A 13,893-nucleotide genomic window follows, 5' to 3' on the forward strand; every position below is an offset into this window, starting at 1 on the left:
TTATCCCGCGGCGGGTGGGCGTCCGATGACGCGGGGCCGGAACCCGTAGATCGGTTCAGCGAACTCATCCTCATGCGCGCCGGGCATGCCCGCCAGGGGCACCCCGGGCATGCCCACTCCCCCGGCCTGTTCCATCACCATCGGGGTGGCGGCACCAAAGCTGTGATACGCCCCCGCCCCGACCTGAGTCGTGGCCGCAACCGTGCTGACCGTTGCCCCGGTGCCGGCCCAGGTCGGCGGCACCGACAAGGCCCCCACCAGACTCGCCTGTCCCACTGCCGCCGTCGCCGCCGCGCCGGGCAGGGCCGTGGTCGCGGACGCAAAAGACGCGCCACTCCCCAGACCGGCGGCCAGGTCCTCCAACCCCGACGTGCTTGCGCCCCCCGCACTCAGGCTATTGAGCGCCACCTGCGAATCGACGAACGTCGTCGGGTTCAGAATTCCGTTGGTGGTGAAGCCGTTAGACAGGCCGGAGACGCTGTTGTTGTTGAGGAAGGCTCCCAGCAGATTCGGGTTTGAATTGCTCAGAGTATTCAAAAACCCGGAAATTCCGGTGGTGGATGAACCCGAGCCGGGCTCAAATGGGTTGTCCCCGGCCGCGGCGGCCACGGCGTCGCTGGTGGCGTCGAGCTGCTGGACCGTTCCGTCGGTGGTGGTGTCGGACTGCGGTTCGCTGAACGGGGTCATCTCGGTCGCCGCGCGCGAGGCGGTGGTGTAGCCGGTCATCGCGGAGGCATCTTGAGCCCACATCTCGCCGTATTGGGCATCGGTGGCCGCGATCGCCCCGGTGTTCTGGCCAAAGACGTTGCTGGATACCAGGTTCGCCAGCAAAGTGCGGTTGGCCGCGACAACCGGCGGGGGCACCGTCGCAGCAAACGCCGCCTCATACGCCGCCGCGGCCGTGGTCGCTTGCGCGCCGGCCTGCTCGGCTGCCACCGCGGTGGTGTTGAGCCACTCCAGATAGGGTGCGACCGCCGCCGCCATCTTCGCCGACGACGGGCCCAGCCAGCCCTCACTGACCAGCGAGGTGATCACCGATTCGTAATTGATTGCTGCCGAACGCATTTCAGCAGCCATCGCATTCCATGCGGCTGCCGCAGCCAACAGCGATCCCGATCCAGCACCGGCATACATCTTGGCCGAGTTGATTTCCGGTGATAACGCCCCAAAATTCAGCATGACATCTTCTCCTGAATTCTCTTATCCGGCGGCCGGGGGACGCGGCATGACCACGGGGCGAAACCCGTACCGTGGGATCGCGCGGCGCAGCCGGCGGCCGTTACCGCCCAGCGGACCCGCCACACCGCCCGGCCCGCCCGCCGCCGGCGCCCCCGATGTCCCGATGTCACTGAGACCACTCACCGGCGCCGCCGCTTGACCGCCGGTGATATTGGCTGCCGACGCCCAGCTCTGGGGCACCGACATCGACCCCACCAGATGTGCGTTGCCCACCCCAGCCACCCCAGCCGATGCCCCGCCCAGGCCCGCTGACGGGACGGTATTGGACGCCAGGGCGGCCATCCCGCCGCCCTCCGCGTTCATGGCGAAGTCACCTAGACCCGACAATGTCGTCGCGCGCGTCCCCATCGCGCCCACCGCCGTTCCAATAATGGACTGCGGGTTGAACGGGCCGCCCGCGATTGTTCCGTTGAGGATCGAGTTGCTGAAGAAGTTACTTTGCAAGAAGTTTCCCAGCGCGGTGTTGTTCGACCCGTCCAGGAAGCCCGTCAGGTAGTCAGTGATCGGTCCCTGGGGTGCGGCAGCGGGATCAACGTCCAGGGCGGAGAAGTCGTTACTCGACAACAACGATTGCGTATTCCCGGCCGCCGTGTTGGCTGCTTGATTGACGGCTTCGTTTTGTCCGGCCGCCGCATCGGGGGTGGTGTTCGTCCGCGGCGAGGTGAACGGCGTGATTTGTGCCGCCGAGTTCGAAGCGGTGGCGTAGCCGCTCATCGCTGCCGCGTCCTGGGCCCACATCTCGGCGTATTCGGCTTCGGTGGCCGCGATCGCCGGCGTGTTCTGCCCGAAGATGTTGGAGGCCACCAGGTTCGCCAGCAGGGTGCGGTTGGCCGCGACGACCGGCGGGGGCACCGTCATCGCATACGCGGCCTCAAAAGCGGACGCGGCCGCGTTGGCTTGTACGCCGGTCTGCTCGGCCTGGGCAGCAGTGGTGTTCAGCCATGTCAGATAGGGCTCGGCAGCGGCCAACATCGACGTCGACGATGGGCCGAACCAGCCTGCGCTGAGCAGCTGCTTAACCACCGAATCGTAAGCGGTTGCCGCGGAACGCATTTCGGCGGCCAGCGTGTTCCAAGCGGCGGCGGCAGCCAGCAGCGGCCCCGATCCGGGGCCGGAATACATTCTGACCGAGTTGACATCCGGCGGTAACGCCGCAAAATCCAGCATGATTCCCCCTCGGCGCCTAACGGGTGGCGACTACGTTGGCTGCCTCAGTGGCCGCATACGGACCGGAATTGGTCAGTGCGTTGACAAAGGTCATCGGAGTTCTCCTCAGGAATAAGGATGAGCCGGAGGCGCGACCCTAGCTAGGACATACACCGATTGCGCAACGTGGGTAGGCGACTCGGTGCAAGCCGATAGGCAGAAGCGACGCCGTGGTCGGCTCGAACGAAATGTCATCGATCGAGAATAGGGTTTATCACCGGGACTAATTTCGTTCTCACCTCCTCGAGGCCTGGGCACACCGAGATGCCTTCATTGTGCACGAAGGAGTTGAGGACGCCCGGCGAATTCGCCGGATCCGGCACCCCTCTCGTCAGAGCTTTGGCACCATACTGCGTATCCGGCTGCCCCAAGCCAGAAGCCACTTGGGCTCAACCCTTAAGCCGGGAAGAGCTGTCCTGACCCTGGGCGTCTTTCGACGTTTGGGGTCAGTGGCCTGTATCCGTATGGAAGCCTCACCTAACGAGGTGCTGCACAGGCCATCGTGGCATTCGAAGCAGAGTGAGTCAAGTTAGCTGCGAGGCGGTTGCAAGAATTCATTGTGCCGCTACGCGGATGCCATTCGGGGATTCTGCGTGCCACCGCGCGTAGCCGCGCACCACTACTCCGGCTTCTTCTCGGCGACTGCCGCGCTGAGCCCCTCGAGAAGATCTTCGCCGCTGAGCTCCTTGAACCGGAGCATTTGAAGCTCGCTGAATTCGGTGGTGTCGCTGGCCAGCACCGCGTCGAGATCTTCGTCGTCGAGACGGAAACTCCGGTGGTCGCGGGCCTTCTCCACCACATTTCGGACGAAGCCGGCATTGCCGAGCGTGTCGATACCGCGAATCAGATCCCCGTCTTCCGAGTAGCTTTCATCGAGGTAGAACTTGGTGTAGGACGGCAATAAGGCCTCGGCGGATTCCTCGGTGATGACGTCTTCGTTATCCTGGCCCATCAACCGGGTCAGCGCGACCAACTCGCCGGGCGTGTAGCTGAAGAACTCGATCACAGTCGAAAAGCGCCGTCGCAGACCCTGATTCACCTCGAGCATCTTGTCCATCGCCTTGGCGTACCCGGCGCCGAACACCACCAGCTCGTCGCGGTGATTCTCCATGTAGAGCAGCATCGTGTTGATGATCGCGTTGCCGTAGGGGTCACCTTGCTGGTAGCCCTTCTCGTGCAGGGTGTGCATCTCATCGAAGAAAACCGCGCCACCCAGTGCGCCCTCGAGCACCTCCTCGGTGTTCTTCTCGGCATCTGCCATGTATCGGCCCAACAGCTTGGTGCGACTGGTCTCGACCACCAGTGGTTTGCGCAAGACGGTCAACCCGCACAGCTGCTTGGCAAAAGCGCGTGCCACCGAGGTCTTTCCGGTGCCGGGCGGTCCGAACAATAAGGTGTGGCGCGATGTCACCGGCACCGGCAGGCCCATTTTGGCGCGCGCCAAGTTCACCTTCGTCGTCGACCTGATGAGTTTGATTTCCCGCTTCGCCCGCTCCATGCCCAGCATGGCGTTGAGCTCGGCGTCCCCCTCGGCCAGGTACTTGGCCGCCTCCTCGGCGTGCCGAGCGGCCTCGTTTTCTTCCCGGGTCGGGGCACTGTCCGCGTCCCACGGATCGGTGCGGGCCTCGATCGTTTCCGGGTCGGTCAGGATCAGCCGATAGTTGGGGTTGTCCAGCGCTTCGCGGGCCGGGGTGAACTTGGGGTCCCGCGAATACACCCGGCGCAGCAACTCGACGGCCTCGTCCTCGCGACCGAGGTGCCGCAAGCACAGGCCTTGGGTGTACATGGCGACATTGGCCGCGCCCGGCACCCGATCTGCCTCAACGGCATCTCGGCCGCGCCGTATCGCGTCCTCGAAGACACCGAGCGACGCTAGCGCCGTGGTTGCCATCGCGGCGCCGGCGACCTTCAACTCGGGGTTGCGCCAGGTCTTTCCCTCGGGAAATTGGGCGAGCACATCCGGCCATCGTCCGGTGCGGAAGTACAGAATGCCTCGCACGTAAGCGATTAACTCTTCATCGATGGGGTGGCGGGGTTCGACCCGATCGAGCACCGTGACGGCTTCCTCGTAGCGCTTGGCCTCGGCGAGCACCGCGGCGTAGGCGCATCCGAGCGACTCCACGCTGATGACCGCCAGTCGCAGAAACAACCCGTCGGAGACGTCGGGATGAAACTGCAATTCGGTGACACCGAGTCGACGCAATTCCCACCCGAACGTGCTGATCGCCGCCCAGGCTCCGGAAACCACCTCGATGCTCTGCTGGTCACCTGCCAGCAGCCGCGCCAGCCACGCGTCGCACATCGCCGGGTCGCGCGTGGTGGCCGTGGTGAACATCCGCAGTGCCACCTGCGGGTTGTGGCTCGGCTGCAGTCCATTGACGGAGATTCCCGACGCCAATAGACCAGCAACCATTGCGTTACGGGCGTCCTCCGCGTTCGATTGCGGGCGGCTCATTGACCTGTGAGCGAGCGCTCAGCGCCCTCCCGCACCTGGCCTACCTGAAGCACTAAATCATCGTCCTCGAGCAGCCCCCGGGCGGGCACGACCAGCAACGCGCGAGTCGTCGGAGCGGGCAGGCTGGCGCGTACCGCGGCTAACTGGCGGCCGGTAAGCCGATTGAGTCCTGACGACACTCCCCTGGGCAACCGGCTATCGCTGTGATACCGAACCCAGCCCGCCACTTCGGGTTGGCCGTCATCGGAGGTGAGCTGGATGGTCAGCACGGTCGCCTCGGCGTCGGGCAGCCACAGCTCCTCCAGCGTCTCGCTGGTGATGTCCGACGGCGTCAACCAGAAGCTGGTCGCGAAGCCGTTGAAGTGCTTGAGGTAGCGCCATCCGGGCCGGCTCCAGGTCGGTTCCAGATCTGCCAGCACGGCGCTGTCGACCTCGGCGATCTCCTCGGAGGTCAACGGCCGGGCCACGCACCCCGGTGCTTCGATATCTTGGACCAGCCGCTCGGTCGCCGCGACCAGCGTGGAAGCCAGCGAATCACGGGCCGCCACCGCGGCGACGTTGGACTGCGGGTTCATCCGCAGCACCAGCCAGGTGCGGCGCACGTACGAGGCGGGCTGCTCACTGACCAGCCCCCACTCTTCGGGACCCAGCTTGTCGAGCTTGGACAACTCGGCGGCATTGCCGCCGCGGCGCATTTGCACCGAAACGATGTCGATGCCGTCGAGATGGACATCGAACTGCCGTAGCCCGCCAGCAACCGACCGCACGAGCACGCTGGGCGGCGTCGCACTCCGCGGGCGGTGGCGCGTTGCCGGGTCGTCATCGCCGTCGAGCGCAATCACGGTGACCAGGCGGCCGTCGTACTCGCGTACCCCGACCTTGTCGCGTCCGAACCGGCGCTGGTAGTCAAGCGCGGGTGTGCAGCCCGCGGCCAGCGTGGTGCCCGGGTCGGCGGACCAATCCCACAGCCACCCGGCCAAACCTGAACTCACGGTCAGGCCGTGATGGGTGACCAGCGACAGCAGCGTGATGATCGCCGAGATACCGACGCCCACCCACCACGCGATGCGGTAGTGGCCCTGCCACGAGTCGGGGCAATGACTGGCGATCAACAGGATCGCGATCACGACCAAGAAAACCACCGTGACTCGCGCCCACGACAAGGACAACCCGAACCTGCGCTGAGCCTTCATTGCTTTTGCTGCTCCGCCCTCATTGTTGCTGCTTGCGGCGCTTCATCAACGTCGCGATACCAAATACTGCGCCGCCGATCATCAGCGCTCCGGCCAACCCCCCGGCTGCCACCCACACCGGCACCATGTCGCGGTGCGGGGGCGCTTTGGGCACGTTCAACGGTATCGACAGTTGCTGCGGCGGTTTCAGTGGCCCGTCGGGAACATCCCAGGTCAATGCGGCAACCGGGTCGACGACTCCGTAACCGAGCTGGTTATCCACACCGCGGGCCGGCGCCCTGGCGGTGCGCTCCAACCGGTTGATCACCTGGTATGCCGATAGCTGGGGGTACCGGGCGCGGACGAGTGCCGCCACGCCGGACACGATCGCGGCCGAGAAGCTGGTGCCGCTCGGAACCAGCAGCGAGTTGTCCGGTCCGTCGATCGCGTTGATCAGGCCGTCGTCCCGGGGCGAGAGCCCGATGACATCGCTGCCGGGCGCCGCGATCCCCACCCAGGGGCCGGCGACGCTCGACGGTCCCTGTCCCTGACTGCCTTGGGTCTGCGGGTGACCTTCGGCGTCCACTGCACCGACGGTCAAGACGTAGTCGCTGAACCAGGAGGGGGTCACCACTGTGGTGACGGCGTTCCAGTCGCGCGGGTCTTTGGGTTTCAACGGGTCGAAGATCGGGTTCTGCTTGCAGTCCCGTTTGCTGGTGTCGCCGGCGGCAGCCACGATGACCGCGTTCCTCTCGACCGCCGCGTAGCGGACGGCCGCGCCGAGTGCGCGCTGGTCGATGATGTTGCGCGCACTCATGCAGGTCACGTCGGAGATGTTGATCACCGAGGCGCCCATGTTGGCGGCGTGCACGATTGCGCGTGCCATCGTTTCGACGCCAGTGATCTTTGCCGAGGTCTGCGGGTCCTCATCGCCGGTATAGGCGTCCTTGAGGCCGAAGGCCTGGCTGGACTGGCGAATCGAAATGATGTCGACATCGGGGGCAATGCCGCTGTAGGCGTCGGGCGCCGACGGTGGCGCAGGTGGTGGTGGTGGCGGCGGGGGCGGGGGCGGTGCGGGCGTCGGTGTCGGCGCCAGCGGGCGCGGATTACCGGCAGGAGCCGCCTGCCCGCCACCGGAGTAGCTGGGGATCGTCACCGTGCCGCCGCCGCGATTAGCGGCTCCCGGGGCCGCCGGCGGACCCGGCGGTGCTCCCTGCGGAGCCTGCGACGGTGGGGCTGGGGCGGGTGCGCCCGGCGCGGGTGCGCCCGGCGCGGGTGCGCCGGGCGACGGTGAGGCTGGCGCGGGCTCCGCCGGCGGCGGTGGCTGCGGTGCCCATGGTGGCGGCGGCGGGCCCTCGGATGACGGCGAAGCGGGCACCATCGTCACCGTTTGTGGCAACGGCGACAGCGTCACCGTCTGCGGCGGCGGAGCTTTCGGCGGCGCTTCAGTGGTGGGAATGGTTACCGGCTTGCGTGGTCCCGCCGCCGGCGGCGGCGGCGCACCGTTTGCCGGTGCCGCGCCAATCATCGACGCCACGATGGTGCCGTGCGCGTCGCAGTCCGACAATCCGTCGCCGCCCATGATGTAGTCGCCGCCGGGAATCAGATGCTGAAACCGGGGGTGCGGACTCACACCGGTGTCGATGACGGCCACCTTGATCCCGGAGCCGCGGCCGAACTGCCATGCCTCCTGCAGGTTCAGCATGTCCATGTACTTGGGTTGCAGCTTGAAATCGGTGCCGGGCAGCACCCCGACCTCGGTGCAGTACGAGTTCTGCTTCATCGGCGCCGGCGGTCCGGGCGGACTGTCGGGCGGTACCGCCCCCGGATCAATCGTCGGCGGCGATATGGCGTACGCGGGCGGTAAGCCGGCTAGTGCCCCCGAAGTGAGCAAGAGTGCGGCCATCGCCGCACGGGACGCGCGCTCACGCCACACCTTGCCGTTACCGGTACCGGATTGCTGCATAAACATTCATCAACCACAACGCCAGCGGGAAGATCGGCATCAGGCAGACGTATTCAATCCATTCCACGAACTTGCGGAACAGCGGGCTGTAGATGCTGTTTGGCACGACCGCCGCAGACATCAGGCCCGCCGCGGGCAGCAGCACCAGGATCCCCACGCAGACAGACATCGAGACCGGCGACTGCAACTCCAGCGCGTACCGCACCACGACCGTCGCGATGATCAACACGGAAGTCCCGGCCAGGGTGATCGCCTGCCAGCGGTCCACGTACGAGCGGCCGCGCAGCATCAGGAAGCCAGCGCTGAAGCCGGCCAGCAGGAGCGGCAGCCAACGTTGCCCGGTGTGCGGATCCGACAGTCCGGCCAGCGAGACCACCATCAAAACGCCGAGCCCGGTCAGCAGGCCGGTCAAGAATGACCGGGCACGTTCGGCTTGCAGCAACACATCGCGCACCGAAGCGGGCCCTTCCAGGACCGGCGGGCCACCGCCATTGCGGACCACGGTGGTGGGCAGGTCGGGTCGAGCTTCGAAAACCCAGCGGCTGGTGGCAGACGGGAAGACCGGCAACCGGATGCCGGACAGTCGGCGGGACAGGGCCGGTGCGCTCTGGTAACCGATGACACTGACCAACACGACGGTCGTCAGCATTGTCACCGCGCTGGTCAGCGCAACCATCCGCGCCAGGGCCGCGACCATTGCCACCCCACTGACGGTGATGATCGCGGTATACAACGCCAGCCGGCGCCCGGTGAACCGGAGGGCCAGTATCGCGGACACGGTGAGGACACCGAAGCCCAGCACCGCGTGCGGCGACCCGACCCCGCCGGGCGGCGCACCGGCCGCGGCGACCGCCAACGGCCCGAGGCTGCTCACCAGCATGATGTCGGCGACGCGTCGATCGCTCTGGGTTTGAGCGCGCATCAGCAGCATCATGGAAACGCCCAGCACGATCGCGGTGATGACCGCGGCGTAGATGCTTGTCAGCCACGAGTTGTGGTGCCAGCGCCACCAACCCAGCAACAACGATGCGAGCACCACGCCGCCGGCCACCATCGAGGCGCCGACCTGCACCGCAACGAGCGGATCGATCGCGGCGAACCGTTTGCTGAGGTTCTGCGACACTGCGGTGGAGATGTGCTCGATGACCTGCGAACGCTTCTCGGTGTCGGCGACGAACCGAATCCACAAGCGGTCGCCGTCGAAGACATCCTGTTCGGTCAGCGACTGGGCGGCCCGCAAGGGCGAGCCGTCGACCAGGCACAGCGCCCACTTGCCGCGTCCCGTCGCCTCCAGCGGAGTCTCGCCGAGCTCACGCAGTCGGCTGTTGACCACCTTCAGCAGCGGGTCGGTCATCACCGAGACCGGGGCGTTGGCGTCCAGCAGAACGCCGATCTGGACACCCTCGCCGGCCATGATGCCGACTACGACTGCCCGCGGCTGTGAGATTCCCTCAAGATCAGCTTGTAGCGCGTCAGCTACCGCAGTCATCGGGCTGCACCCCCTGTCGTGGTGAATGTGTGACTCCGGGTCGCCAGTCGCGCGGAGGGCTCTGTCGATCTACTCACCGAGGTGCCGGTGAGTAGCAGTTCGACGTTTTCCAATTCCATTTGGTCCGCCTCGCGATTCGTGATTCCGGTGACACTTACTTTCATATTTGCTGGTGATTATTAGAGCAGTATGACGCTTTCGCGGCCTGGCCGCACGTTGAGTTTAAAACTGTTACAAGCCTTAACATTTCGTATTCTCGTCACACCCTGCTGTGGGTCTTCCACTCGCCGTAAGGCAGCGTGTCCAGCACGGTCTTGACGCCCACTTGCACCAGCTGGGGGGTCGCCGGACAGATGGCCAGCCAGGCCTCCCCCGAACCCGCGGTGCGCGCCTGCTGGTAAAGCGCAATACGCCCGCCCGAACCGTCCTTTAAAGACAGCACCGAAGCACTTGGCCCCTTCGCGTCGTCCCGGTACTGGCGCGCATACACAGCAACTTCAGCCGCCGGATCCGAAAGCGCCTGTCCCAGCGCGGCTACCGTGGCGGCGCTGATACCCATTCGTCGTAGATCTCCTCCGGAGAACACGTTGAACCCAGACTCTTGCCACGACTTCGTGGCTTCCAGCATGTCGTCCAGCGGCACGTTGACCGCGTTGATGGCCGCGGGCTCGGCGTGGTGAATCGACTCCAGCCCGTCGAGCACGAGCGCTGCGATCGACGCGCTGTCCGCGACTGCGACGTCGTCGACGGTGATGTCGGCACCAACCCGAACCGCGGACACCCAATGCTGGCCGCGTCGGGCCAACACCACCCGAAACTCGTTGTCCGGGATGTCGCGCGAACCCGGGGGCTGGTTGTCGTCATCGACGATGCCGTACATGAGCTTGCCTCGCGACAGCAAGGCGATGATCTCTAGGTCAGGCGCGGAGAGCACCCGCATCCGCTCCGCTACTTCTTCGTTGACGTCGTTGCCGACGACGATGCCCTGTTCGCGCATCACCGTCATGCCGGGGTGGTCGTTCAGCCAGTCACTGCTGTCGGTAGATACGTATGGCCGGCACCTCAGCTCCGGAGCGACGTGTCGAATGTCCAGTAACGCCTGGAGCATCCAGAAGCCGTCGACGTTCACGGTGATGTCGGTGCGAGTGGTCTGCTGGTCCATCAGTACCTCAGAAAGTCGTCGTGCACGATAACCGCAGGACGCGGCAGCACACCGAGAGATGGTGTGCTGCCGCGCCTGAGGTTTTGGGTGTCAGGCCCAGCTGGACCCAACGGCGCTGTCCGTGCTGGCCATGTTGTTGCCGGCACTTTGCACCTTCTGCCCGTGCTGGTTGGCCTGCTCGTAGATCACCTGGAAGTTCCGACCCAACTGGGTGATGAACTCCTGGCAAGCCACCGAACCGGCGCCGCCCCAAAAGTCACCGGCAGCAAGCACATCGCGGACGATGGCCTGGTGCTCGGACTCCAGCGAAGCGGCCTGAGCGCGGATCAGCGCGCCGTGGGCGTCAACATCTCCGAACTGGTAATTAATGCTCATAGCGTTCTTCTCCTAATGTCTGAAAGGTTACGCAGCCGCGGCTTTTGCGGCTAGTGGCTGAGGATCTGCTGCGACGCCTGCTCTTGCGTCTCGTAGTTGTTGGCGTCGCGGATCAAACCGTCGCGCACGCTGTGCAGCATGTTGACAATGTTGTTGAACGCCTGGTTCATCTGACCCATGGTGTCGTACGAGGTGGCCTGGGCCTGACCGCTCCAGCCAGCCCCGGCGATGTTCATCGAGGACGACCACATCTTGCGAGCCTCGTCCGACACCGTCTGGGCGTGCATCTCAAAGCGGCCCGCCATCGACCGCATTGCGTGCGGGTCAGTCATAAAACGTGTTGCCATGTTGCCTTTCTCCTTTGATCAGTTGTTAATCGAGATTTTGTTGTGATGGACAGTGATGGTTGGGCCGGTGACGAGCGTTAACGCACCTGCCGAACCGAATACCTAAGGATGGTCTCCCCTTCCCCCCTTGACCGGCTACCCGAGGGCGGCTGGCCTAGAGCCCACTTCGGTGTGGGACGTCCTTAGCCTCTGATGACCAAACCGGTCAGCCGGCGGCGATTGCGTTAGCGGCCTCAGTCGCGGCGTAAGAGCCGGAGCTGGTCGACAGCGTGTTCACAAACGCCTCGTGGATCGCTGTGGCCTGTGCGCTGACCGCCTGGTACATCTGCGCATGCGCGGCGAACTGCGCCGCGGTGAGCGCCGACACCTCGTCGGCAGCGGCCGGCACCACCCCGGTCGTCGGAGCCGCCGCAGCCGCGTTTTGGGCGCTAAGAGCAGACCCGATACCCTGCAGGGTCCCGGCTGCCGCGGCCAAACTGTCCGGATGTGCCGTCACGAACGACATATTGTTCCTCCTCCATAATCCCCAAACTCTCTGCATGAGAGTAGATGACCGTGTTGCGTAAAGCCTGATCCGTGGCCCGCCCGTTTGCAATTGTTCACGAGCTGGTACGGCGAATTCACTTTTAGTAACGACAGGGTAACAGCGTAAGGGCCCGTTTGGGGGCCCTGAGCAGCGAAATCACAGCACTGGCACAGTCTGACCTCCCTGGTTGTCGAATGCCTGCCGGCAAGCGCGTTGCCGGGGTCTGAGGTGGTCGCGGGCGCGATAAAAATCCCGTGGCCGATAACTGCCGCCGGCCCCCGCAACGTGGCAAACGATCTCTGGTCGTCCGCGACGCGTCCGCGCAGACTTGCTTCCCAGCACTTCAGAGCGCATAAATGCGCGCACAGGCAACACCCTCGCGACTGCCGACCAGCAACTGCTGGTGCCTCGGTCACGGCTCAGGGAGAACACTCTGCCGCCGCTCGCGTCTGTCCAGGGGTGGTTATCCGGCGAAGGGTGGGCGGGCCATGACGGTGGGTTTGAAGCCGTAGCGGGGGCCTGAGGCGCCGAATCCTCCTTGGCCGCCCATGCCGGCTAGTGGCATGCCGCCGAGCAGGTTGCCTTGTCCGGCGGCTTCGGGGACCGCGCTGATGGCGCTGACGGGTACGGCTGCGGCATGGCTGATCGCTGGTGCGGCTCCGGACCACATGGCTGGTACCGAGAGTTTGCCGACCGAGGCGGCGTTGCCCAGACCGGCTGCCACCGCCGGCGCCCCTGCGCCGCCGCCGAGCATGCCGCCCAGACCGGACAGGCCCTTGGGAGCCGCGGACGCCGCGCTGGCGACCGCACCCCCGAGTTGCCCGGTACTTTTGGCGATCTGCACACCGCTGTTACCCATACCCACGCTGAAGTAGGGCAGACCCTCGGTGTTGTAGGCGAAACCCGCAAATGGGCTCAGCCCGTTAATAAATGAGGCGAAGCTGGTGGGCAGACTGCTCTGACCGGTCAGCAGGAACCACATCTCGCTGAACGGATCGGTGGTGGGCGTGGCGGCGGCGGCTGCCGCCGGGGTGGCCGCGGCCGCCAGCGTCTTGGGTGTCTGCTGGATCGCGCTGGCCGTCGTGCTCGAGGCGTTGCCCGCCGCGGTGCCCGACGCCGAGTTCACCGCCGCGCCCTGCTTGGCCCCGGCGTCCTGGGTGGACACCTCGGGAGCCGACTTAAACGGCGTCACCTTGGTCGCGTTGGACGACTGCGCCGCGTAGTTGTACAGCGTGCTGGCATCTTGGGCCCACATCTGCCCGTACTGCGACTCGAGCTGAGCGATCACATTGGTGTACTGGCCCAACACATTGGCCTGCAGCGCCTGCAGCAGCAAGGCCCGGTTCTGGGCAATCAACGGCGGGGGCACCACCGAGGCAAACGCGGTCTCAAACGCCGCCGAGGCCGCATCCGACTGTGAAGCCGCCTCTTCAGCCTGCGCCGCGGTGGTCTTCATCCAGGTCACATACGGGGTCAACGCCTGGGCCGCCTTCGTCGAGGCCGCCCCCAGCCACTCCTCACTGGACAACTGAGTAATCACATTCTCATAGCCCAACGCCGCCGAATTCAGCTCCGCGGCAAGCGAACGCCACGCCGAAGCCGCCGTCGTCAACGACGTCGAACCCGCACCGGCATACATCCGCGCGGAATTCAACTCTGGAGACAACGCCCCAAAATCAACCGACATATCTCTGCCTCCTGGATGCTGGCCGGACTGCGTAATGGTGTGAATTGCTCGCAGTTAGCGTAGTGAATCTCAAACGAGTTTCGGCTTTGAAAGACGCTAGTTGGCTCATGCCTGCACCGGCTGCTGACGCCATTACCTTCGCATGGCCATGGGGCCCTGGCCTGTGGCGCCGCGGAATTGAGCCGCCGTGGGCGAAGCGGTCCGTGACCGAAGGTGCGTGCACCCGCCGACCTGCCAAAACAACCGTTCCCCGGGGTGCCATCACCGGC

The 13,893-nt window shown here is 65.4% G+C and carries 11 protein-coding genes and 1 riboswitch; all 11 genes read right to left on the reverse strand.

Translation table 11 applies throughout. From position 1 onward, the window contains the following. Positions 1–1,179 carry a PPE family protein gene (locus ACTXG5_RS19500; protein WP_445160355.1) on the reverse strand — a complete coding sequence of 393 codons (1,179 nt, stop codon included), beginning with the start codon at positions 1,177–1,179 and terminating at the stop codon, positions 1–3. Positions 1,180–1,200: 21 nt separating this feature from the next. Then, entirely contained in the window at positions 1,201–2,406 is a 1,206-nt protein-coding gene (locus ACTXG5_RS19505; RefSeq protein WP_445160356.1) for a PPE family protein, read from the reverse strand. A gap of 355 nt (positions 2,407–2,761) precedes the next feature. Then, positions 2,762–2,937, reverse strand: a riboswitch (M-box (ykoK) riboswitch). Between the two features lie 127 nt (positions 2,938–3,064). Beyond that, positions 3,065–4,900 (reverse strand): type VII secretion AAA-ATPase EccA, encoded by a 1,836-nt coding sequence (eccA, locus tag ACTXG5_RS19510; protein WP_445160357.1) that lies wholly within the window; start codon positions 4,898–4,900, stop codon positions 3,065–3,067. Then, a complete protein-coding gene (gene eccE / locus ACTXG5_RS19515; RefSeq protein ID WP_445160358.1) occupies positions 4,897–6,093 on the reverse strand; it encodes a type VII secretion protein EccE in 1,197 nt (398 codons plus the stop codon). The genes eccA and eccE overlap by 4 nt, the downstream gene beginning before the upstream one ends. Before the next feature lie 19 nt (positions 6,094–6,112). Beyond that, positions 6,113–8,038: a S8 family serine peptidase gene (locus ACTXG5_RS19520; protein ID WP_445160359.1), complete on the reverse strand. Its 1,926-nt coding sequence runs from the start codon at positions 8,036–8,038 to the stop codon at positions 6,113–6,115. After that, entirely contained in the window at positions 8,016–9,527 is a 1,512-nt protein-coding gene (gene eccD, locus ACTXG5_RS19525; protein WP_445160360.1) for a type VII secretion integral membrane protein EccD, read from the reverse strand. Before eccD ends, ACTXG5_RS19520 begins: the two co-directional genes overlap by 23 nt. 259 nt (positions 9,528–9,786) lie before the next feature. After that, a complete protein-coding gene (locus tag ACTXG5_RS19530; RefSeq protein WP_445160361.1) occupies positions 9,787–10,689 on the reverse strand; it encodes an ESX secretion-associated protein EspG in 903 nt (300 codons plus the stop codon). Positions 10,690–10,779: 90 nt separating this feature from the next. Then, a complete protein-coding gene (locus ACTXG5_RS19535) occupies positions 10,780–11,064 on the reverse strand; it encodes a WXG100 family type VII secretion target (RefSeq protein ID WP_445160362.1) in 285 nt (94 codons plus the stop codon). 50 nt (positions 11,065–11,114) lie between these two features. After that, entirely contained in the window at positions 11,115–11,411 is a 297-nt protein-coding gene (locus ACTXG5_RS19540; protein ID WP_445160363.1) for a WXG100 family type VII secretion target, read from the reverse strand. A gap of 205 nt (positions 11,412–11,616) precedes the next feature. Then, complete coding sequence (locus ACTXG5_RS19545) at positions 11,617–11,916, reverse strand: PE family protein (RefSeq protein WP_445160364.1); 300 nt, start codon at positions 11,914–11,916, stop codon at positions 11,617–11,619. A 484-nt stretch (positions 11,917–12,400) separates the two neighbouring features. Further along, positions 12,401–13,624: a PPE family protein gene (locus tag ACTXG5_RS19550; protein WP_445160365.1), complete on the reverse strand. Its 1,224-nt coding sequence runs from the start codon at positions 13,622–13,624 to the stop codon at positions 12,401–12,403. Between the last annotated feature and the right edge of the window lie 269 nt (positions 13,625–13,893).

Source organism: Mycobacterium sp. Dal123C01 (genome assembly GCF_052566995.1).